The 23677-nt window shown below is 39.0% G+C and carries 20 protein-coding genes; 8 read left to right on the forward strand and 12 right to left on the reverse strand.

Features of this window, described 5'->3' with window-relative positions:
- The first annotated feature begins 1 nt into the window (after position 1).
- Genes D9V35_RS08620 through mog form a run of 4 tightly spaced genes read left to right on the forward strand, consistent with a single transcriptional unit; the run spans position 2 to position 2850 of the window.
- A complete protein-coding gene (locus D9V35_RS08620) occupies positions 2-460 on the forward strand; it encodes a molybdenum cofactor biosynthesis protein MoaE (RefSeq protein WP_110439137.1) in 459 nt (152 codons plus the stop codon).
- Positions 453-1067 carry a molybdenum cofactor guanylyltransferase MobA gene (gene mobA, locus D9V35_RS08625; RefSeq protein WP_122124142.1) on the forward strand — a complete coding sequence of 205 codons (615 nt, stop codon included), beginning with the start codon at positions 453-455 and terminating at the stop codon, positions 1065-1067. The genes D9V35_RS08620 and mobA overlap by 8 nt, the downstream gene beginning before the upstream one ends.
- On the forward strand, positions 1051-2259 hold the full coding sequence (locus D9V35_RS08630) for a molybdopterin molybdotransferase MoeA (protein ID WP_110439139.1): 1209 nt from the start codon (positions 1051-1053) through the stop codon (positions 2257-2259). The genes mobA and D9V35_RS08630 overlap by 17 nt, the downstream gene beginning before the upstream one ends.
- Positions 2260-2283: 24 nt before the next feature.
- On the forward strand, positions 2284-2850 hold the full coding sequence (gene mog / locus D9V35_RS08635) for a molybdopterin adenylyltransferase (RefSeq protein WP_122124143.1): 567 nt from the start codon (positions 2284-2286) through the stop codon (positions 2848-2850).
- Positions 2851-2860: 10 nt separating this feature from the next.
- On the opposite strand, the gene moaA is transcribed toward mog, so the two are convergent.
- The 9 genes from moaA to D9V35_RS08680 all read right to left on the reverse strand — a co-directional run bounded on the left by moaA (position 2861) and on the right by D9V35_RS08680 (position 14131).
- Positions 2861-3850, reverse strand: coding sequence for a GTP 3',8-cyclase MoaA (moaA, locus tag D9V35_RS08640; protein ID WP_240993368.1), 990 nt, complete (start codon positions 3848-3850; stop codon positions 2861-2863).
- A 130-nt stretch (positions 3851-3980) separates the two neighbouring features.
- The gene (locus D9V35_RS08645) at positions 3981-4613 is read right to left on the reverse strand and encodes an ABC transporter ATP-binding protein (RefSeq protein WP_240993369.1); all 633 of its coding nucleotides are present in this window, start codon (positions 4611-4613) and stop codon (positions 3981-3983) included.
- Between the two features lie 32 nt (positions 4614-4645).
- Positions 4646-5323: a molybdate ABC transporter permease subunit gene (gene modB, locus D9V35_RS08650; protein WP_205910300.1), complete on the reverse strand. Its 678-nt coding sequence runs from the start codon at positions 5321-5323 to the stop codon at positions 4646-4648.
- Between the two features lie 6 nt (positions 5324-5329).
- Positions 5330-6106: a molybdate ABC transporter substrate-binding protein gene (modA, locus tag D9V35_RS08655; RefSeq protein ID WP_122124146.1), complete on the reverse strand. Its 777-nt coding sequence runs from the start codon at positions 6104-6106 to the stop codon at positions 5330-5332.
- Between the two features lie 18 nt (positions 6107-6124).
- Positions 6125-6811 (reverse strand): respiratory nitrate reductase subunit gamma, encoded by a 687-nt coding sequence (narI, locus tag D9V35_RS08660; protein ID WP_122124147.1) that lies wholly within the window; start codon positions 6809-6811, stop codon positions 6125-6127.
- Positions 6795-7451 carry a nitrate reductase molybdenum cofactor assembly chaperone gene (gene narJ, locus D9V35_RS08665; RefSeq protein ID WP_122124148.1) on the reverse strand — a complete coding sequence of 219 codons (657 nt, stop codon included), beginning with the start codon at positions 7449-7451 and terminating at the stop codon, positions 6795-6797. Before narJ ends, narI begins: the two co-directional genes overlap by 17 nt.
- Entirely contained in the window at positions 7451-9007 is a 1557-nt protein-coding gene (gene narH / locus D9V35_RS08670) for a nitrate reductase subunit beta (protein ID WP_122124149.1), read from the reverse strand. Before narH ends, narJ begins: the two co-directional genes overlap by 1 nt.
- A 10-nt stretch (positions 9008-9017) precedes the next feature.
- Positions 9018-12716 (reverse strand): nitrate reductase subunit alpha, encoded by a 3699-nt coding sequence (locus tag D9V35_RS08675; RefSeq protein WP_122124150.1) that lies wholly within the window; start codon positions 12714-12716, stop codon positions 9018-9020.
- Positions 12717-12748: 32 nt separating this feature from the next.
- Entirely contained in the window at positions 12749-14131 is a 1383-nt protein-coding gene (locus tag D9V35_RS08680; protein ID WP_122124151.1) for a NarK family nitrate/nitrite MFS transporter, read from the reverse strand.
- A gap of 276 nt (positions 14132-14407) precedes the next feature.
- On the opposite strand from D9V35_RS08680, the gene D9V35_RS08690 reads away from it, so the two are divergent.
- The 3 genes from D9V35_RS08690 to D9V35_RS08700 all read left to right on the forward strand — a co-directional run bounded on the left by D9V35_RS08690 (position 14408) and on the right by D9V35_RS08700 (position 19215).
- Positions 14408-16588 (forward strand): TonB-dependent receptor, encoded by a 2181-nt coding sequence (locus D9V35_RS08690; protein WP_122124153.1) that lies wholly within the window; start codon positions 14408-14410, stop codon positions 16586-16588.
- Positions 16589-16650: 62 nt separating this feature from the next.
- Complete coding sequence (locus tag D9V35_RS08695; protein WP_122124154.1) at positions 16651-18540, forward strand: histidine kinase; 1890 nt, start codon at positions 16651-16653, stop codon at positions 18538-18540.
- Between the two features lie 18 nt (positions 18541-18558).
- A complete protein-coding gene (locus D9V35_RS08700; RefSeq protein WP_122124155.1) occupies positions 18559-19215 on the forward strand; it encodes a response regulator in 657 nt (218 codons plus the stop codon).
- On the opposite strand, the gene D9V35_RS08705 is transcribed toward D9V35_RS08700, so the two are convergent.
- Complete coding sequence (locus D9V35_RS08705; protein ID WP_122124156.1) at positions 19212-19964, reverse strand: HesA/MoeB/ThiF family protein; 753 nt, start codon at positions 19962-19964, stop codon at positions 19212-19214. The genes D9V35_RS08700 and D9V35_RS08705 overlap by 4 nt on opposite strands.
- 206 nt (positions 19965-20170) lie before the next feature.
- Between D9V35_RS08705 and D9V35_RS08710 the strand changes: the two genes are divergently transcribed.
- On the forward strand, positions 20171-21871 hold the full coding sequence (locus D9V35_RS08710; protein ID WP_122124157.1) for an alginate export family protein: 1701 nt from the start codon (positions 20171-20173) through the stop codon (positions 21869-21871).
- Between the two features lie 97 nt (positions 21872-21968).
- On the opposite strand, the gene D9V35_RS08715 is transcribed toward D9V35_RS08710, so the two are convergent.
- Positions 21969-22871: a ParB/RepB/Spo0J family partition protein gene (locus D9V35_RS08715; RefSeq protein WP_110439155.1), complete on the reverse strand. Its 903-nt coding sequence runs from the start codon at positions 22869-22871 to the stop codon at positions 21969-21971.
- Between the two features lie 16 nt (positions 22872-22887).
- Positions 22888-23676 (reverse strand): ParA family protein, encoded by a 789-nt coding sequence (locus tag D9V35_RS08720; protein WP_122124312.1) that lies wholly within the window; start codon positions 23674-23676, stop codon positions 22888-22890.
- Position 23677: the final 1 nt, after the last annotated feature.

Genomic DNA, 23677 nt, shown 5'->3' on the forward strand with positions numbered 1-23677 from the left:
ATTGTTCTCTGTCAAAATACAGACCCAACCTTTTTCACAAGAGGAATTTCGAAAAAAGATTCACGCTTTCAATTGCGGCGCAATTGTCAGCTTTACCGGTATCGTCAGGGGGTTTGATGAAAAAGAACCGCTTGATTATCTTTATCTTGAACATTTTCCGTCTGTAACTGAACAAGAAATTGAACGAATAATTCATTTGGCAAAAAAACGATGGGATATACAGGGTTGTCAGGTTATACACCGCGTGGGGAATTTACGGGTAGGAGAAGAAATCGTTTTGGTTCTGACAGCGGCCAGTCATAGAAAGGCTGCATTTGAATCTGCTGAATTCATAATGGATTATTTAAAATCAGAAGCTCCATTCTGGAAAAAAGAATTTTTTAGAAACGGACAGTCAAGATGGGTCAGGGCCAAATCATACGATTTAAAAGAAAAAGAACGATGGTCCAGTCATGAATGATAAAAATATTGCCGCCTTTATTCTGGCAGGTGGGGAAGGTCGGCGTGTAGGACGTCAAAACAAAGGATTGCTTTCTCTTAATGGTCATCCCCTTGTCAATCATGTTATCCAACGTATTCAACCACATGTTCAAAACATTTTGATAAGCGCAAACAATCATATTGAAACTTATCAATCTTTTGGTTTTCCAGTCTACCAGGATCTCCCCCAATGGAAAGGAAAAGGTCCCCTGGCTGGCATTGTCAGTCTTTATTCCTTTATTCCCGCTCATACAGATTACATATTGGTTGTTCCCTGCGACACTCCCTTTTTACCCGCGAATCTAGTTTCCTCACTTTATCACGCATTGATATCAAATCCAGACTTGCTAATTGCGTACGCAGCGACACCAAAACAGATTCATCCAAGTATCTTCTTATGCAAACCCTGTACGAATGACTATCTTGCCAATCATTTAAATCATCAGCATTATAGCCTTAAATCATGGATATCTGCACACCCAAATATAAAAGTGAATTTTCATGATGAACATGAATTTACCAATATTAACGACCTTGACACATTAACCCGTTATCAACAAGGCAGGCACCATGCTAAAAAACTATGATGAGGCCCTTGAAGAACTTCTGCAAAGAACCTCTATTAAACAACCCATAGAAGATTATCCCCTTTTAAAGGCAAATCATCTAGTTCTTGCTGAAAATATTTATGTTCAATATGACACACCTTTTTTCAGCAATAGTGCCATGGATGGCTATGCTCTGGGTGGTGATCCTTGTCAATGTTCTGAATGGCAAATTACAAACCGGATTGCAGCAGGAGATCCCCTGTCCAATGCCACCCTTCAAACTGGTGAAGCCGCCCGAATTTTTACCGGAGCTCCAATTCCCCCCGGAACCAGCGCTGTAATCCAGCAAGAAAATACAAAAATTGAAAACAACACCCTAACTCTTACCTCGCAGATCAAAAAAGGACAAAATATACGCTATCAAGGGGAAGAACTAAAAAAAGGTGATATACTGCTTACACAAGGCCATAGGCTTACGCCCGCAAGTGTTGCCTTACTGGCAAGTCAAGGCTATCAAAATGTCAAAATATATAAACCTTTAACCATTTGGGTTTATTCCACAGGAAATGAATTGATCAATCCAGGTCAGCCTCTATCTTCTGGCAAGATTTTTGATGCAAACCGTTATCTTTTGATAACCTGGCTTCAAAAAACCAGACATCATGTCATTGATGCAGGCATTCTTCCCGATAATCGGGATAAAACTGAAATCGCATTAAAAAAAGCCGCTAAAGAAGCAGACATCATTATCTCATCTGGTGGAGTTTCGGTTGGTGAAGAGGATCACGTTCATGCCGCCTTACAACAGCTTGGCCAACTCATTTTCTGGAAACTTGCCATTAAACCCGGCAAACCTTTTGCCTGGGGACAAATCAATAGCAAAATATTCTTTATGTTACCCGGTAATCCTGTCAGCACCCTTGTCACCTTTCAACAACTTGTTATTCCCGCTTTACGACATCTTGCCGGCGAAACATTACAGAATTGCCTGCCAAAAACTATTCTTGCTCAAGCCCAATTTGAAAAAAGGAAAACCCAAGCAAGACGGGAGTTTTTACGGGTGCGGGTTGATTATTCTCAATCACCTGCTCATGTTAGTCTTTTAAATAATCAGGGTTCTGCCATGTTGGCAACATTTTCCCAGGCAAATGGATTGGCAGAAATTCCGGAAAATACCCCTGTTCATAAAGGAGACTTTATAAAAATTTATCCACTTGACTATTCTCTTTAGACTTTATTGATAGGAAAATATAAAATGACAGCAATAAAAATTGGTTTGGTTTCTGTCAGTGATAGAGCCAGTCAGGGTATATATGAAGATAAAGGTTTACCTGCCTTGAAAAATTGGCTGAATAAAGCGGTTCTTAACGAAAAACAATATATTGAGCATTTAATTCCTGATGAACAGGATCTGATTGAAAAAACATTAATTGATCTGGTCGATCATCAAGATTGTCCCCTTGTTTTAACCACGGGCGGTACAGGGCCTTACATCCGAGATGTGACACCTGATGCAACTCTGGCCATCGCAGATAAGGTTATGCCCGGTTTTGGTGAGCAAATGCGTCAAGTCAGTTTATATTTCGTGCCAACCGCCATTCTGTCACGACAAGTGGGCGTAATCCGTAAAAAAAGCCTGATACTAAACCTGCCCGGACGTCCGAATGCCATTCGTGAAACGTTGGAAGGGGTAAAAGATCAAGATGGCAAGGTTCTTATACATGGAGTATTTGCCGCGGTTCCAATGTGTATCGATGTAATTGGTGGACCCAGGATTGAAACAGATGAAAAAGTCGTAAAAGCTTTTTTACCTAAAAAATAGGACTGTCAACCTATCCTCCTGTCTTTGACATAATACGCATAATTTTATTGGGCTGTTTTAAAAAATCATGTTCTTTTGGCTTTAGTTCTATCGCTTCTTGAATGACCTGATCCAGTTCTTTATCACTACAATGATTTCTTAATAACGGCCTTAACGCAAAGTTGTTATCCTGTCCCAAACACATATAAAGGGTTCCATCAACCGACAATCTAACCCGATTGCATGTCGCACAAAAATGCTGTGATAACGGTGTAATTAATCCCAGACATACATTACCTGTTGATGTTTCCCAGTAACGCGCCGGACCATTTCCTATTATCTTCATCGTTGAACGCAAATCGTAATGTTTCCTTAATTCTTGTATAATGGGTTGTAGCGAGACAGTTGTCATATTTTGCCCGGTTTTTCCCATTGGCATGACTTCAATCAAACACAGAATAAACCCGTGTTCAATACAAAATTCGAGCATTCGTTCAATTTCTGCCATATTCTTGTCTGGCAATACAACCATGTTAATCTTTATTTTATGAAAACCCAGTTGTTTTGCTGTTCGCAGACCCTCCATAACCTGCTCTAGACAATCCAGACCTGTAATATCCTCTATATTTTTACGATTCAAGGAGTCAAGACTTATGTTCAAACGATCTAAGCCAGCCTCAAACAATGATTTGGCATGGGATGTCAGCAAGGTTCCATTCGTTGTAATGGATAAATCCTCCACCTCATCAATTTTTTTAATTCGATGCACCAGATCTGTTAGGTTTTTGCGAACCAACGGTTCACCACCAGTCAAGCGAAAACGTTTTGTACCTAATCTTACAAACGCACGAACAACACGCATTAATTCATCAAAAGTGAGCCAATGGTCTGGAGTTTCAAAATCATTAAATCCTTTCGGAATACAATAAGAACATCTTAAATTACAGCGATCCGTAACAGAAATTCTTAAATAATCAATTGTTCTACCAAATTTATCAATCAGCATCAGAAGCTCAGCCACGTCATAATTGCAATAAAGACTTTGTAGTTATGAATTTTATATATGTGTTTAAAAATCAAAAAAAAGACTTAAATATTTCTAAAAAATCATTATAGATAAAATACAATCAAACTATTATTTATTAATTCATCTAATAATTACTATTTTTTCCCAAATGTAAGATATCCTCACCAAAACACTCTACATCCTCATCATCGTGCGATATAACCATCATCAAGCATTGTAACCGTTGTTGAATATCTCTTATTTCATACCGCAATTTGCGTCGCAAGCGACTATCAAGCATTGAAAACGGTTCATCTAGTAACAACAAATCGGGTTGCGCAACCAATGCCCTGGCCAATGCAACCCGCTGTTGTTGCCCCCCCGACAATTGATATGGATAATATTCAGCATAGTTCAGGATTTCCAAGCGATTCATCCAGTCCTTAACAATTGCAAAATCCTGACTGACACGGGGATTAAATATTCCCTTGACAAGTGAGAAGGAAATATTCTGTTTGACTGTTAAATGCGGAAAAAGACTATAACCTTGGAAAAGATAAGCAAGTTTTCTCTCCTGAGGGGCCAGATTGATTTTACGTTTCTGATCAAAAAAGATTTTATTATTAATTTTTATCAACCCGCAATCTGGTGAATTTAATCCCGCTATTATTTTAAGCAATGTTGTTTTTCCAGATCCAGATGGGCCAAATATCACCACTGAACGATTTTGAGAATAAAAATCAACATTGAGCTGAAACATATGATGATGATTTTTCATTATTTTTTTGAGATTTATTTGAAATATCATGATCAATAAATTGAATTATGCATAACATTCAGCCGTTTAGCCATAAATAAAACAAAAATGCAAACAGCGGATAAAATCAAGACGGATATATTTGCGGCATGATCCTGTCCCGCTTCAACGGCTTCATAGATTGCCAAAGATAGGGTTTGCGTTTTTCCGGGAATATTTCCGGCAATCATCAGGGTTGCACCAAATTCACCCAAAGCTCTGGCAAATGCCAGTAATAAACCTGCCATAATACCACGCCAAGCCAAAGGTAAGGTTATACGGAAAAAAATCGCCATATCAGAAATAGTCAATACCCGTGCAGCCTGTTCATAACAAGGATTGATTGATTCAAAGGCACTTCTGGCGGGTTTGAATATCAAAGGAAAAGTCACGACAATAGCGGCTAAAACAGCCCCCTGCCACGTAAATATAAGACTAAGATGAAAATATTTTCCCAATATTTGTCCTATCCAACCATGCTGTCCAAACAATACTAACAAATAGTATCCCAATACAGTCGGCGGCATAACCATTGGCAATGTAAAGACAATATCTAAAAATTCCTTACCATAAAAACGATACCGAGCAATAAAATATCCTGCAGGTATTGCCAGAAACATATTGATCGAGACTGCGAAAACTGCAATTTTCAAGGATAGAAAAAGAGCCGTCCAGGTAAAATTTATTCCCATGAACAATTACCGAACAGCAAATCCGTATTGTCTAAAAATTCTCTGACCTTTAACTGAAAATAACAGGTCCATGAACGCCTTAGCCTGATTCGGGTTTTGAGTATTTTTAACCAAGGCAACTGGGTACTGAACGGGTTTTGGCAAAGGAACCCGATAAAGTATTTTAACTTTATCTGAAAAAAGTTTTGCATCACTTTCATAAACAAAACCGACATCCACTTCATTACGGGCAACATAATCCAGAACCTGACGGACATTTTGCGCAGGAATGAATTTACCTTGTAATTTTTGCCATAAACCTGCAGCCTGCAATGCATGTTTTGTATAACGACCCGCTGGAACAGTTACAACTTGTCCCAACGCGATCCACTTAATCAAGGGTTTATCTAAATCTGCCAGTTCACGTATCTGTAACTTGCTATGAATAAAAGTCACAAGAACCAAATGATTATTAATAAAATCCTGTCTTGATCCAGGAAAAATCAATCCTTTTTGCTCTGCCATATCCATTGTGCTTTCATCGGCACATGCAAAAAGATCAACCGGGGCACCCTGTGCTATTTGATTCAACAGACTGCCCGAAGAACCAAAATTAAATAAAATTTTATCCTGAGGGTGCGATGTTTCATAGATTTTAGCTATATCTTTAAAAGCATCGCTTAAACTAGCCGCCGCAGAAACAACAATCTCTTTTGCCTGAACGGAATGAAAAAATCCAAAACAAGCCAGAACAACAGCCAATAGTTTAAGCAATCTTAATTCCAGTATTTTGGGATTTTTCATCAATTCACATCTTCACGTTCATGAACGTGGTCTTACCAACTGCCAGCGTCGAGTTACATAACTGACCATGGCAAAGCCACTAAATACATGAACCAAACGAGTAAATGGGAAAATAGCAAATACTGTCATTCCCATAAAAAGATGGAATTTGAAGATTGATGACGCATTCATGATATAGGCCACGGCATCACCTTGAAAGGTAATTGTATGCTGTACCCATGTCATAAGTTGAACCATTTCATGACCGTCCGTATGCTGAGCCGAAACAAAAATTGTTGATAAACCAAGTAACAAAGTCAATAATAACCAGACTAACAACAATTTATCACGCCAGGTACTATTTGCCAATATACGGGCTGAAACAAATCTTCTGTGAATAAGGATCAAAATCCCAACCAAACAGATACTACCCATGATGCCGCCAGCCATCATGGCGAAAATCTGTTTTGCTGAATGGGTAACTCCCAGTGTATCCCAAACCCAGATGGGTGTTAAAAGACCGAAAAGATGCCCAAAAAACAGACCTAAAATACCAATATGAAAACAGATATTTCCAAATCTTAATTGTCCACGATATAAAATCTGGCTGGAATCACTTTTCCATGAATATTGTTCACGTTCAAAACGTACCAAGCATCCAACAACAAAAATTGTTAATACGATATACGGATAAATTCCAAAAATAAATTTATCGAGATAATGCATGACTTGCCCCTTTATTTTCATTGTCTACAGAACAGAGATTACAGGCATTCGTTTGTAAAAGAGGTTCAACTCCCTCAATATTTGGACCAAATTTCTCCATTGCCTCCTCCATATCTTTAACTGGGGGAACTTTTAAAGGTTGAGGTTGAACAGAAGAATAATTGACAAGTAAAGTGAAAATACCCGTATAGACAGACTGACTTTCCCGCAATTTTGACCCGATGTGATCAATCACGTCAATTGATGCCGCCAGTAAATCCTTTGCTTCACCTTCATTACAGACAGATAAAAACTCTAAAAATAAAGGCAAATAATCTGGTAACTCATCAATTACTGAAATATCATAACCGTTTGCCTTATATTCTGACATGAGATTGACCAGGGCTTGCCCCCTTAGACGGTCCTCACCGTGAATATGCTCAAATAAATGCAATGAACATGATGGATTACGATCGAAAAGTGAAACATACTCTTCTTGCAAATCAATCAAATCTTTTTCTTGCAAATGTTCCAATAAGGGAGAAAGCAAGCTCCATTCAACCTCAAGCGTTTTTAAACGTCCCAGGATTGAAGGGAGTGCATCAACCAATTCTTGCTCTGGATAACATAATAAAACTGAAAGTATCTTGAAAATTTCCATCAGCTATTGCTTTCTTTTGCCTTGTTCTGTTCACGATCCTCTACAGCGTCGTGAAAGATAATTGGAGAAACCTTTTTGCCAAAAAGACTTGCCTTATTCACCCCGTCAGAACATCCATTCCCGAAAGTAAATCCACAAGAAGCCTTATCCTGGAATGCGTTTTCAACCATTTCCTTGTGGGATGATGGAATGACAAAACGATCTTCATAATTCGCAATCGCCATAATCTGATACATTTCTTCAATCTGGACTTCAGTCAAAGCCGTATCTTTCAAGACAGAACGATCAGGACGTTGATCAACAGACTTGCTACGCATATAACGACGCATCGCGATCATGTTTTCCAAGGCGTTAATAATGGGTTCTTCTTTCCCCGCCGTAAGCAAATTAGCCAAATAGCGAATTGGAATACGTAAATCCTTAATACCAGGAATAATTCCATTCTTGCCAATCATGCCATTCGCTACTGCAGACTGAATAGGCGATAAAGGTGGAATATACCAAACCATTGGTAAGGTGCGGTATTCTGGATGCAGGGGGAAAGCAACTTTCCATTCTACTGCCATTTTATAGACCGGTGAATTTCTTGCCGCATCCAACCAGCTTTGGGGTATACCCTGTTTGAGAGCTTCCGCAATAATTGCCGGATCATTGGGATCTAAAAAAACATCCAGTTGGGATTCATACAAATCCTGGGTATCTTCCGTAGATGCAGCCTCTTTAATTTTATCTGCATTATAGAGTAAAACGCCCAGGTAACGAATACGCCCTACACATGTTTCGGAACAAACGGTTGGCTGTCCACCTTCAATACGTGGATAACAGAATATACATTTTTCTGCTTTACCAGAAACCCAGTTAAAATATATCTTTTTGTAGGGACAACCCGAGACACACATCCTCCAGCCGCGACATTTATCCTGATCTATCAGGACAATACCGTCATCCTCACGTTTATAAATTGAACCTGAAGGACAACTTGCAACACAGGCTGGATTTAAACAATGCTCGCACAATCTTGGTAAATACATAAGAAACGTATTTTCAAAAGTTGACAGCATATCCTTTTGAATACCATCAAAAAGCTTGTCTTTTGCACGCTTTGAAAATTCTCCACCAAGATCATCCTCCCAGTTTGGTCCCCAGTGTATTTTTTCCATTTTTTGTCCGGTTAGGACCGAAACTGGTCGGGCAACAGGGGGGGTTTTTACATCCGGAGAATTTTGCAAACGTTCATAATCATATGTAAAGGGTTCATAATAATCATCAATTTGCGGAAGATTGGGATTGGCAAATATATTTGCCATAATGTGCAACTTGCCACCCTGACGGGGACGCAACTTGCCACCTTTTAAAACCCATCCACCATTATATTTATCCTGGTTTTCCCATTCCTTGGGATATCCAACCCCTGGTTTTGATTCAACGTTATTGAACCATGCATATTCAACACCATCTCGACTGGTCCATACATTTTTACATGTCACGGAACAAGTATGGCATCCTATGCATTTATCCAGATTCAATACCATGCCAATTTGAGCTCTAATTTTCATTGGTAATCTCTTATGCCTCAACTTTTGGGTAATTAACGCTAACAGTCTCTTCAAGCCAATCGACATGCTTCATTTTACGTACAACAACAAATTCATCACGATTTGAACCAACTGTTCCATAATAGTTAAAACCATAGGAATATTGCGCATAACCGCCAATCATATGTGTCGGTTTTAAGACTGTTCTTGTTACCGAATTATGAATGCCGCCGCGTTTTTTTGAAACTTCTGCACCGGGAACATTGATGATCTTTTCCTGAGCATGATACATCAAGGTCATTCCTTCTGGAACACGCTGACTTACAATTGCTCTGGCCGTTAAAGTTCCATTTAGATTGAAAACCTCAATCCAGTCATTATCAATGATACCAGCCTTTTGTGCATCAATTTCGGAAAGCCAGACATGTGGCCCGCCACGGGATAATGTCAACATCCGTAAATTATCGGAATAAGTACTGTGGATGCCCCATTTTTGATGTGGTGTGATAAAATTCAGGACTATTTCTGGATTTCCGTTACCATGCTGTCCCAAAACCTTTTGAGTTGTTTTCAAGTCAACCGCTGGACGATAGACACACAACATTTCACCAAATGCACGCATCCATTGATGATCCTGATAAAACTGCTGTCGACCAGTCAGGGTTCTCCAAGGAATCAATTCATGAACATTTGTATAACCAGCATTGTAACTTACCGTTTCACTTTCCAGGCCAGACCAGGTTGGGGAAGATATAATCTTACGTGGCTGAACTTGTATATCACGAAAACGAATGGAATCATGTTCACGAGGGGTGGCCAAATACGTATGGTCAATACCTGTTACTTTTGATAATGCCCCCCATGCCTTGACAGCGATATGACCATTTGTTTCAGGAGCAAGATTCAGGATCATTTCAGCCGCATCAATAGCAGTATCAAGTCTCGGCTGTCCCTTTGCAATACCCTGACCAATAACCTTGTTTAAATTACGTAATTGATCAACCTCATGCTTGGTATCCCAACTTATACCTTTACCACCATTACCGAGTTTTTCAAGTAAAGGACCAATTGATGTAAACTGTTCATAAATTGCTCCATAATTTCGCTCGATAACTTTCATGGCTGGCATTGTTTTACCAGGAATAGGATCACATTCACCCTTTTTCCAGTCTTTAACGTCAAAAGGCTGTCCCAACTCTTGTGGAGTGTCATGCATTAAGGGTGTCAAGACAAGATCTTTTTGATTTCCAAGATATCCTGCGGCGAGTTCAGAAAATTTTCCAGCCAGTCCTTTGAAAATTTCCCAATCACTTTTACTTTGCCATAAAGGTTGTACAGCCTCGCTTAAAGGATGAATAAAGGGATGCATATCCGATGTATTCAAGTCATTTTTCTCGTACCAGGTGGCCGTCGGAAGAATTACATCTGCATATAAACAAGTCGTTGACATACGGAAATCCAAGACGACCAAAAGATCCAGTTTACCTTCTGCGGCTTCTCTTACCTTGATTTCCTTCGGTTTAATACAATTTTGCTCTTCACTTAAAACTGCATTCTGAGTACCCAAAAGATATTTAAGGAAATATTCATGTCCCTTACCTGAAGAACCAAGAATATTGGAACGCCATACAAACATGTTACGTGGAAAGTTCACTGGATTATCAGGGTCATTACAAGACATGTCAATTGCACCTGATTTCAATCCTTCAACCGCATAGTCAATGGGATCTTTATTTTGAGCAATTGCATTTTGTGTCAACGTCAACGGATTCATTGACAATTGCGGTGCAGAAGGTAACCATCCCATCCGTTCAGCCTTGGCATTACAATCAATCAGCGCCATACCTTCAAATTCACTCAGGCTATTTTGTGAAGCAACTTCATTGATAGCCAGCTTTTCATGACGCCATTGACTTGTATGATTGTAAAAAAAGGATGTTCCGTTCATCTGACGAGATGGACGATTCCAATCCAATCCAAATGCCAATGGAGCCCAACCGGTTTGTGGCCTCAGTTTTTCCTGACCAACATAATGGCACCAGCCACCTCCACTTTGACCTATACATCCACAAAGCATTAACATGTTGATAATGCCACGATAGGACATATCCATATGATACCAGTGGTTTAATCCGGCACCCACTATGACCATGCTTTTACCATGAGTTTTATCGGCATTTTGGGCAAATTCACGAGCAACCTGAATAACCAATTCTGGTTTTACACCAGTATGTTTTTCCTGCCATTTAGGAGTATAGGGAACATCATCCATATAATCCATAGCGCCATCACCTAGACCACGGTCAATACTGTAATTGGCAGCCATTAAATCAAAAACTGTAGTAACCTTTACCTGATTACCATCAGCCAAGGTAATGGTTTTAACCGGAACCTTTCGGAGCATCTGCTCATTTTTGCTTTCTCCAGCAAAATAATTGAACACAACCTCCGCAACATTATCATGCTTACCCAGCAGACTAAGTTGGGCCTTAACGGTCTGTCCTTTGCTATCCTGTTCCTTAAGATTCCATTGACCTGTTTCACCCCAGCGAAAACCAATTGATCCTTTGGGGGTTACAATCTGTCCCGTCAATTCATCAATAACAAGCGTTTTCCATTCAGGATTGTTTTTTTCATCAAGCTGATCTGCCAAATGACTGGCACGCAAGAAATATCCGGGAAACAGTTGGCCATTCTTTTCATCAAGCATAACCAGCATTGGCATATCTGTATATTGACGGCAATATGACGTAAAATATTCAGAGGGACGATCCAGATGAAATTCTTTGAAGATTACGTGTCCCATCGCCATGGATAAGGCAGCATCCGTACCTTGTTTAGGAGAGAGCCATATATCACTGAATTTTACCATTTCACCATAATCTGATGAAACAGCGACCGTTTTTGTACCTTTATAACGAACTTCGGCATAAAAATGAGCGTCTGGCGTACGAGTCATGGGGATATTTGATCCCCACACTAGTAAATAGGTTGAATTATACCAATCTGCTGATTCCGGAACATCGGTTTGCTCGCCCCATACTTGTGGGCTTGCTGGTGGCAGATCACAATACCAATCATAAAAAGATAGCGGAACACCCCCAATAAGAGAAAGATAACGAGATCCGGAAGCGTAGCTGACCATCGACATAGCCGGAATAGGAGAAAATCCAATAATACGGTCGGGACCATATTTTTTGATGGTAAAGTTATTTGCCGCGGCAACAAGCTCGTTGACTTCCCGCCAGGTTGATCGGACAAATCCGCCCAATCCACGTCTTTTCTTGTAAGAACTGGCCAATTCTGATGTTTGACTGATATATTCCCAGGCGGATATCGGATCCATCTTCTGACGTGCATCACGCCATAATCTAGCCAGCTGTCCACGCAGCATTGGATATTTAACACGTTGGGCAGAATAAACATACCAGCTGTAAGATGCCCCGCGAGGACATCCCCTGGGTTCATGATTAGGTAGATCCGCACGAGTTCTTGGATAATTTGTCTGTTGGGTTTCCCAGGTAATCAATCCACTTTTAACATAGATTTTCCAACTGCAGGATCCGGTGCAATTCACACCGTGAGTTGATCTTACGATTTTATCCTGTTGCCAACGTTGTCTATACGCGTCTTCCCATTTTCTGTCCTCGTTAACAACAGCGCCATGCCCGTCAGCAAAACTGCTTTTCGTTTTTTTAAAAAAGTTTAAACGATCTAATATATGGCTCATAATCAATTTCCAAATTCTAAATCAAATTTGTCTTAACAACGTATTTCCGCATTTTTGCGAAGGTAGTACCAACGATTTATCAAAAGGCAAAATACGTAAAATCCAACAAAAATATAAAAAGCTAAATTATACGATCCGGTATAACTTAAAGAGGTTCCATACAGTTTTGGAATTATAAATCCACCATAGGCACCAATAGCCCCCATAAAACCAAGAACCGCACCGGTTTCCTTGGCAGCATCCTCATTCATCTGCTCTTCAGATTCAGCTTTTTGTTTTTTAAGGTATTTCTGGTAAAATATTGTAAATATTCCGGGAACCTGGGCAAATACAGATCCATTTCCCAATCCAACAAAAATGAACAGGATCATAAAACTTATCAGGAAGCCGACAAAACTTCTTGATTCTTCCGGGGCTGAGATGAAAAAAACGATACATAAGGAAAAAACAATCATACCCAGGAAACTGATTTGAGTTACCCGTGTCGCCTTGAATTTGTCAGAGGCAATTCCCCCAACAACTCTAAATATGGACCCCAGCAAAGGACCTAAAAAAGCGTATTTTATAGGATTAACATTAACGAATTCATGCTTTATCAACAGGGGCAATGCCGCTGAAAAACCGATAAAGGATCCAAATGTACCCAGATAAAGCAAACAGGCAACCCAGGTATGTTTACGCTTGAAAATTATTGATTGCTCTGAAAAAGATGCCTTGACCGTGGCAAGGTCATTCATCCCAAACCAGGCAGCGATAACGGTTACCGCAATAAAAGGTACCCAAATATAGGTGATATTCTGTAACCAGACAAGACTCTGCTGACCGTTATGAATACGTGTTTCTGGTCCACCCCCCAAAACACCAAAGATACTGATGCCAATGACCCACAAGGTAACAAATTGTACAAACGGTACACCAAGATTTCCCAGTCCAGCATTTACCCCCGTGGCAAATCCCTTTCTTGATTTAGGGAAAAAATATCCGATATTTGCCATAGAGGAGCTGAAATTTGCCCCACCAAATCCACACAACAGGGCCAAGATCACCATTGTTGCAAAACTGGTATTTGGATTTTGTATGCATATACCAAAACCAATGGTTGGAATCAAAAGGGTGGCTGTTGAAAAAACCGTCCATCTTCTTCCACCAAAAATGGGAACCATAAAGGCATAGATGATTCTCAGGGTTGCCCCTGACAATGCAGACAATGCCGTTAAAAGCATTAGTTGATTTTGAGTATATTTAAACCCAACTTCTGGTAGATAGACAACAACGACACTCCATAATTGCCATACAACGAAAGCAAGTAAAAGAGCAGGAACGGAAATCCATAAATTCCGTAAAGCAATAACACGTCCTTGCTTTTCCCAAAACTGTTGATTTTCCGGTTCCCATTTTGTTAGTAAATGAGACATTTTTTTTCCTTGGTTGATGAACCAATACGTTTATATCTGTATTGTTTTTGATCTTTATTGTATAAGTTAAATAAAACGCATAATTGTTTTAATAATATTTACATCTTCCGCAAGATCGAACCAATTAGTCAAAAGCTTATAGAAATCTGGAGTAATGGCTAGGTTGTTTATAGCCATTTGGCTAAGTATAATTAGTCGTTTTCCTACTATTAATATATCATATTCATTTCCATTATTAGAATAATTTCTTGAATTATTAATCCATGAAGAATTTGCATGAATAGAAAACAAAAATATATTCTACCTCTGCTTCTTCTTTTCCCTCTTCAAACAATGGCACAAAAGATTTCAACCTCGACCAATATGGAAAGAGATGATGAAAAATCCGAAAAAATTACAGTAAGGGGGCAAAGAAGGGCTGACGGATCAGTTGCGGTAATGAGTACTTCAGACGTTACCTTGGGCCCCTTGGGTTCCATGAAATCTGAAGACGCGCCTTTTTCAATCATGTCAGTTCCTCATGACGTTATTGCCAATCAACAGGCAAGAAACGTTAATGATCTAATGAAATACCTTCCTTCCGTACAACTCGAGGCCCGTGGATCTGCAGGCATGGCCAGGCCGCAATCCAGGGGGTTTGAGGGGGACGTGACAGCAAACAGCCGTATTGACGGGCTCAATATGACAACCACCACCCCCTATCCAACTGAAATGTTTGAAAATTTGCAGGTTCTGAACGGGTTGGCCGGGGCTATGTATGGCCCACAAAATCCAGCCGGCATTTTCAGTTACCAGCTCAAACGTCCCACTGACCGTCGTACGGAACATCTTTCAATCAATTACGATTCAATTGGTGCCGTGACGGAATATGCGGATGTGTCTGGTCGAGTCGGTAAAAATGGGTGGTTTGGATATCGTTTAAACCTTCTGCATGATGAAGGTACCGCCTATGTGGAACACAGTCAGTTAAAACGTAATCTGGTCAGTGGTGATTTTGATATTCATCTTTCCTCCAAAACCGTTATTGAGATAGATGCCAGCCATTATACCTATAATGAAAGGGGAACAGCGACGAATTTTTCGTTTGATAATTCCATTAAACTGCCTTCCGCACCCAATATGGGCAAGGCCTATCTTGGGCAAAAATATGCCGGCTTTAATACGGAAACAAATACCTTTCTCGGAAAAATCAAACACCAAATCAATAAAAAATGGAGATTTACTGCGGGAGGGCTCTATCAGGATGCCAAACGAGAGATGTTCAACAACAGCAATCGACTCCTAAACAGCAAGGGTGATTATCAACAATCTATTTCGGTAGCCGGTCAGGCAAACGTTTTTCAGGTAGGGAGCAATTTTGCCTATGTGAATGGAGAAGTAAATACAGATTTTGTAAAACATGAACTTGTTTTGGGCACCAATGGATATATGAGAGGTAATTACAACCCCACTCATACTGAAACAATCAATCTTGGAACCAGCAACATACACAATCCTCGTCCATTACCGGGTCATAGACCAAAAGGATGGGGACGTTATCAATCGGCCTTGATCCAGCAACAAGCCCTGATTGCAGGCGATACAATCCATTTTAATCAACAATGGGCCATTATGGGTGTTTTCAGTTGGAGCTGGTTAAGCAATGACAGCTGGAACATGAAGGGAAAGAAAACCGCACACAATTCACATGATGCGGCATTTAGTCCAACAACAAGCCTGATTTATCATCCTCTTGAAGGTCATACCGCCTATTTCACTTGGGCAAGAAGTCTGCAGGCGGGAGATATTGCCCCAGCGACGGGAGTAATTAATCCAAACCAGATCATGGCTCCCTATCGTAGTGAAGAATATGAAGTGGGCTATAAGGTCAAATTCAACCGCCTGTGGTTAAATGTTGCGGCATTCCGTATGACACGTCCATATGCATTTATCAATCCAACAACCCATATTTTTGCCGTCGCAGGACAACAACGCAATTATGGGGTTGAATTTCAGGTCGCAGGACAGATATGGGATAGTCTGTCTATTCTTGGAGGTGTTACATGGCTTGATGCACAACTGGGAAAAACAGGAAATATTGCCACCTCTCATAAACAAATTGTTGGTGTCCCCCCTGTTCAGGCCAACCTGCTGATTGACTACCAATTACCTGTCGCAAAAGATCACATCCTGTATGGTATGGCATTCAACATCAATCTTCACTATACAGATCGTCGGGCTGCCAATAATTACAACACCACTTTTGCCAAGGGTTATTTTACGACAGATGTCGGGATGCGCTACGCCTTCAATGTCTTTAACACCCCACTTGCGGCACGATTTAATGTCAATAATGTAACCAATAAACATTATTGGATGTCTGTATATCCATCCTCAATTAACGGAGGCACCGCAAATAACAGTGCTTATGCTGGATTACCCAGAACATATCAATTTTCATTGGCAGTTGATTTCTAATATTTAATTCAAATATATGTTAAAATAATCTTATCATAATATTTACGAACAATTATCAAATAATGAAAATCACGCGGTATTTTAACAAGCTTTCAACCAAACTGCTTACCTGTACTATCGCATGGGTTGTATGTGCCATATTCTTTACGGGATATGCACTCTCCCTGCTTTGGCAGCTTGAAAATGCTGGAATTGCCATCAATTATACAGGCAGTTTGCGCATGCGTGTCTATTACATGATGTTACTTTCTAATCAAAACGATTATGTAAACCTGCAGCATGAACAAACGAAATTTATTACAATCCTTAATAAATTAAAAAAATACGATAATAATACCCTGATTTTTTCAAATAATAAAAAAATAAACCTGCAAATAAAATATATTGAAAAAACCTATAATAACCAGATATTGCCGCTTATAAACCAGTCCTCTGGATATCATAGACTAACTGACAAAAATTATTATCATCTCAACACATTCGTAGAAGACATTGATCTTTTAGTCAAACTGATCGAAAACCAAAATACGCAAGACATCATTTGGCTTCGATACATAATCACAACAATTATCCTGATGATACTGATAACTGCCTTTTCGAGCATATCCCTGTTATATAAATCAGTCATCAATCCGTTGAAACATCTTGAATCAAGTATCAAAGCCCTAAGTCAGGGTAATCTATCCAGACGTATTCCTGTAAATGGCAATAGTGAATTTGATATTGTCTCCTCCGGTTTTAACCAGATGGCACATAATTTGCAGGACTTATACAATAACCTTGAACATAAAGTTTCAGATAAAACACTTGCATTAAAGAAAAAGAATCATGAATTAACTATTCTTTATGACATGATCACCTTTTTACATACCTGCCTGACTCCCAATATGGCAACCGAGAGATTCCTTGAAAAAATTATTGATTTAAGTCAAGCGGATGCCGGATTTATCGGCTTTCTTAACGAAGAGAAAGACGCCATGAATTTTATTTGTAGCCAAGGTTTTCCAGCACAATTAAACACCATTGAACAATGTTATTTTTCTGCCAACTGTTTTTTTGATATTTCTTCCCTGCCCAAAAATTCCTATCCTATTTGCGTCAAAACTGATCAGCAGGAAAACTGTCTTATACCCTCGTGCGTTAAAAAATTATTTAGTCATTTTATCATTTTTCCTATTTGGCATAATAAAAATGAAATAGGGTTAATGGTTCTATATTTTAAAAAAAGGGAATCTACTTTTTCTCCAGAAACCTATCACTTGATTGAAACATTGACCTGTCAACTTGGTGTATCCATTGAAAATTACCAATTAACCGCCAAAGAAAAACAGCTTGCCATTATGGAGGAACGCAACTTAATTGCACAGGGGTTGCATGATAGCATAGCACAAGCATTGTCCTTTCTTAACTTGCAAGCTCAAATGCTTGAAAAGGCAATCAATAAGAATGACCTTGACAAAGCCAAGCAAAATCTGGATTTTATTCAGCGTGGCGTGCAAGAATCCTATGACGATGTTCGTGAACTGTTGATGAATTTTCGAACCAAGATTGGCAAGGAAGATTTTGAGACTGTTGTTAAGAAAGTCGTGAACCGTTTCAAAACCCAGACAAAAATACCTGTAAAATTAATTAATCTGCAAAAATTTTTATTTATTACAAAACAACAGCAATTACAGATCATTTTTATTCTTCAAGAAGCTTTATCCAATATTCGTAAACATTCAAAATGCAAGCTTGCAACAATTGAATTTAGTTATAATAATTCTTTCATGATGCGTATTCATGATGATGGTGTCGGATTTGACCTTAATACCTTGCAAAAAAAACAACAGAACCATATCGGTTTATCAATTATCCAAGAGAGGGCAGAAAATATTTCCGGAAAAATAAACATTACCTCAACACCTAATCATGGTACAACCTTGGAACTGACTATTCCGATAAACTTATAGAACGGTAGTATAAAGAAAATGCAAACAAAAATTAAAATTCTGCTTATTGACGATCATTCTTTATTTCGTTCAGGATTGAAATTTCTTCTTAACAATCAGGAAGATATAGAGGTTATTGGAGAGGCGCAAAATGGATCAGAAGGTATAAAACTGGCCCAGAAACTTAACCCTGATATCATCCTCCTTGATCTGGATATGCCAAGAATGGGTGGAAAGGAAACACTCCAAAACCTTTTAAATATTAATCCGGACCTTAATGTCCTAATTTTAACTGTTTCGGAAGATAATGATGACCTTATTCAATGTATGACACTTGGAGCAAAAGGCTATCTTTTGAAAAATATCAATACCGATTTCCTATTGGACAGTATTCACAAAGTTTATGAAGGGAATAATATTCTCTCCCCAGCCATGATATCAACCCTTATCGATCAATTCCGACCCAATGAAAAGGAAAAGGACGAAGATCTCTATGATTCTTTAACACCAAGGGAAAAAGAAATATTGGCTTGGCTGACCAAGGGAATAAGTAATAAAGAAATTGCCCGTTTTTTGAGCGTGTCAGAAAGTACAATCAAGTTGCATGTTCAGAACATATTACGAAAACTTAATTTACACAGCAGGGTTCAGGCAGCAATTTATGCCCTAGAACATGGTTTTGACAAAACACCCTAGTTCCTCGAACAACCACACACGTTACAATGCGGATTGCGATCACATTCCAGCATATGAAAAGAAAAATTCAAAGCATTATAATGCAGTATCCTGCCCGTAAGAGCTTGACCCATCCTGGATATTACCTTCAAAGCCTCTGAAGCCTGCATAGCTGCCATTGTATTGACCAATGGGGCGTAAACACCGGTAAATGAACAAAGGTCCTGTTCTGTTTCCGCTCCATCAAATAGACAGGCGTAACATGGTGATCGATCATTATTCGAGTCAAATACACTTAATTGCCCTTCAAACCGTATGGCCGAGGCATAAATTAAAGGTATTTTACTAGAATATGCAACCCGCCCGATCATTTGTCGGGTTTTTAAATTGTCACTACAATCCAAAATCACATCATAATCATGAATTGATGAAGATAATTCATCCTCGGATAAACGGTAAGGCACAGTATCAACAGTAATATCCGGATTTTGTCTATGAATGAAATCAGCCATTACATGATTTTTGAATTTACCAATATCATCAGGTGTATAGTATGTCTGTCGTTGTAAATTGGACAGTTCGATCCTGTCATTATCAACCAGCATTAAACTGCCAATACCCGCAGCAGCAAGAATAGGAATTGCTGCACAGCCCAGTCCCCCACATCCTATAACCATAACACGGCTATTTAAAAACCGTTTTTGTCCATCCAAATCAATTTGCGGCAAAAGGATATGGCGACTGTATCTTACCAATTGATCTTCATGCATTATTTGAAATAACCCAAATAAATAACCATATAATGATAAACGTCATAAAGAATACTAGCCATAAGACTAGCAACAAAATATTCACAAAGATTAATATAATCTTATTCTTAATATAAATAATACTATACATGTGGATAATATAAATTCTTTCCTTAAAAGAATAATATAATTAAATAAAACAATAATATTAGTATGAATGATAAACTATGAATAAATCAACTATTCTGGCTAGTTTAAAAGTAGTTAATCATATTTGTTTCTCATTACTACTTTTAACTTCAATACATACTTACGCTAAAGATCAAACAAAACAAACATTACTTCCAACAGATTCAAAAATTCAAAATAAAACCGATTCTACATTTACTGATTACTCAAATCTTAATAACCGTTGTGCAAAAGTTGTCACAGCGGCTGGTAAATATGGAAATACACGACATCCGGATTGGGGTGTCTTCAACAAACACAGCGGTTTTGGACCTGTTGGTAATTATTCTTGGTATGCTTTTGGACAATATGCCCCATACGCACAAGCAAGATGGGCAGAAGACTGGAGCGGATTATGCAATGATCCCCATAAAAATGATGACTGGTTTAACCGACTCAAGTACATTCCCCTGAATGATTCTGGGGATATCTGGCTGAGTTTAAACGGCAATGAGCGGTTTCGTCATGTTTTCGACAGCAAACCATATATGGGATTTGGAGCCAAAACAAATTCCAACCGTTTATTGATTCGTAGCGTTTATGGTGCTGATTTGCATATTGGTTCCCACGTAAGAGCTTATGCCGAACTCATTAATGGTGTTGCTGGTGGCAGCAACACTTTTGGCTATCAAACAGGTTTTCAACGTAAACGACTTGATATGCAGCAAGGTTTTTTAGAAATAAAGGGGAACGTGCTTGGTGCAAAAATGGGGGCAATGGGAGGACGTCAATATTTTGTTGATGCACCACTCTCCATGACTTCCGCACGGGAACTGACTAATATTCGTTACAGTTGGGATGGATTCCGAGGCTATGCTTTCTGGAAAAATTTCAGGGTCGACATTTTTGACTTCTGGCAAACTGACTTTTCCAAAGATCATGTTTTTGGTGCAGGGCCAAGTTATAATGCTCGCATGTTTGGTGGTTTGGCCAGTTATGCTCTTCCCAGCTTTAAAGTGCAGAATGTGAATAGCCAATTATTTCTTGATGCCTTTTATATTGGTTACCTTTATAACGGTAATGCTGCAGGTCTTCCCACACCAACACCCGGAAAAAACCGTCAAGGATCTACAAGACGTGATAATATCGGCGGAAGGTTGAACGGAAATATTGGCAATTTCACCATTGATGTTACAGGTATATATCAGGGTGGTGAATTCCGTCCCGCAAATTCTGGTAGTAAAACACGTCCAGTCAGAGCCTATGCATTTGATGCGATTTTTGCTTATAACTTTAAAAACGTGCCGGGAAATTTGTCATTGGGCTTGCAAAGCGACTATTTTTCTGGTGGTAACTATCACAAAGATCACGGTGCGGTCAGAAATTTTGCTGTTCCCTATTTTACAACAGCAAATTATCAGGATATGACGCTATATCTGGCAACTTCCAATACAGTCAGTACAGGTCCTTTAATCACTTACAATCCAACAAAAAAAGCACTTGTCAAATTGCACGCACCTGTAATTTGGAGAGCCAATACCAATGATACGATTTACGGTGTCGGATTCAACTACCCTTTGCGTGACAATTATTCTGGTGGATTTGTTGGTGCAATTCCCCAGTTTACTCTCGCTTATGCAATTGCTCCCCATCTTGTTTTAACTGGAGACTTTGGCGGTGTTCTAGCCTCACAATCTATTAAAAAAGCTGGTGGCAATGACAGCGCTTTCCTTATGGAAACACTCGACTTCAGGTTTTAACCTTTTTCATTCTATACTTTACTTATTATTTTGTCGCTTATTTTTAATAATAAGCGACTTTTTTTATGTATGGGTCTATAAAGTATCAATATTTCATTTAATTTTTTAACAGCGTCAAAATCTCATCAAACTGTTCAAGGGATTTATAAAATATTTTTAAGGACCCACCTTTACCATCAAATTGAATTTTGACATTAAACCCTAATCTGCCACGCAAATCTTTTTCAAGTGACTCTATCTCAGGATCGATTGGCTTTTTTTTCAAGTGTAAATTTTTATTAACCGCTTTGGCATTTTTAACTAGGGCTTCTGTTTGTCTTACCGTTAAGTCATCTTGAATAATTTCTTTTGCTGCTGATACAGGATCGGGATGCATAAGCAGGGCTCTTGCATGTCCCGGGGTTAATATCCCGTTTTTCAAATAATTTATAATCTCATCCGGCAATTGTAATAGACGGATTATATTTGCAATATGTGAACGTGATTTACCCAATGCAGAAGATAATTCATCCTGAGTAAGATTGAACTCATTTAATAATCTTGAAAAACCTTCAGCCTCTTCAATAATATTTAAATCAGTACGCTGTAAATTTTCCACTAATGCGACAGCCATTGCATCCTTGTCAGTGAAAGAGCAGATCCTAACCGGCACCTCATCAATCATGGCCAGTTGGGCAGCACGCCAGCGACGTTCCCCAGCAACAATTTGGTATTGACCCTTTTGGGTATCTTTTTCCTTAACCAGCAGAGGTTGTAAAATACCATGTTGTCTGATTGAGTCCGCCAGCTCTTGTAAAGCTTCAGGCTGCATAATTTGTCGAGGTTGAAAAGGACCAGGCTCAATTATGTCAATAGGTAAAATCTGCATTTTCAAATCTGAAATCCCAAGATCGGATCCGATATCTTTCTGATTATCCTCATCTTTAACCGACTCCCCCAATAAAGCGGCAAGTCCTCTTCCCAAACGAATTTTACCCTGATCCCTTTTCTTACCCTTCATATTTCCTACCCTCAAATTAAGCAAATCGACGATTCAATTCCTTAGCCAAGTTTATATAGGCTTGCGCTCCAGTTGATTTAGGATCATACACCATTATTGGCTTTCCATAACTTTGTGCCTCTGAAATACGGATATTGCGTGGAATAACTGTTTTACAGACCTTATCCCCAAAAAAATTCCTGGTATCTTCAGCAACAAGCTCTGAAAGTCTGTTGCGTTTGTCATACATCGTTAAAACAATTGCCTTTATATCCAGATCAGGATTTACCTTTTTCTGCAAATGTGTAACCGTTTTAACCAGATGACTTATTCCTTCAAGTGCCAGAAATTCACATTGCAACGGAACAATAACACCAGTAGCAGCCGCCAAGGCATTTACCGTTAACAGTCCTAGGCTTGGAGGACAGTCAATCAAAATATAATCATATATACCTATAAATTGCTTAATTGCCTCCTTGAGCCGAAATTCACGTTTTTCAATATCAATCAACTCAAGCTCTGCAGCCGCAAGGTTGCCATCAGCTGTAATCAACGATAATCCTGGAATCATGGACTCCTTGATCATTCCATCAACCACTTTGCCATTAATTAATAAATGATAGGTTCCTTTATCACGATCTCCATATTCAATTCCCAATGCAGTTGAACTATTTCCTTGAGAATCAAGATCAATTAATAGAACCTTCTTTTTTTCAGCGAATGCGGTGGCAAGATTAATTGCTGTCGTTGTTTTACCCACCCCACCTTTTTGGTTTGCAATTGCCAAAATATAAGTATTTTTTGATTTTGTCTTTTTAAGCGCCATT

This window comes from Commensalibacter melissae, from assembly GCF_003691365.1.
GTDB lineage: Bacteria > Pseudomonadota > Alphaproteobacteria > Acetobacterales > Acetobacteraceae > Commensalibacter > Commensalibacter melissae.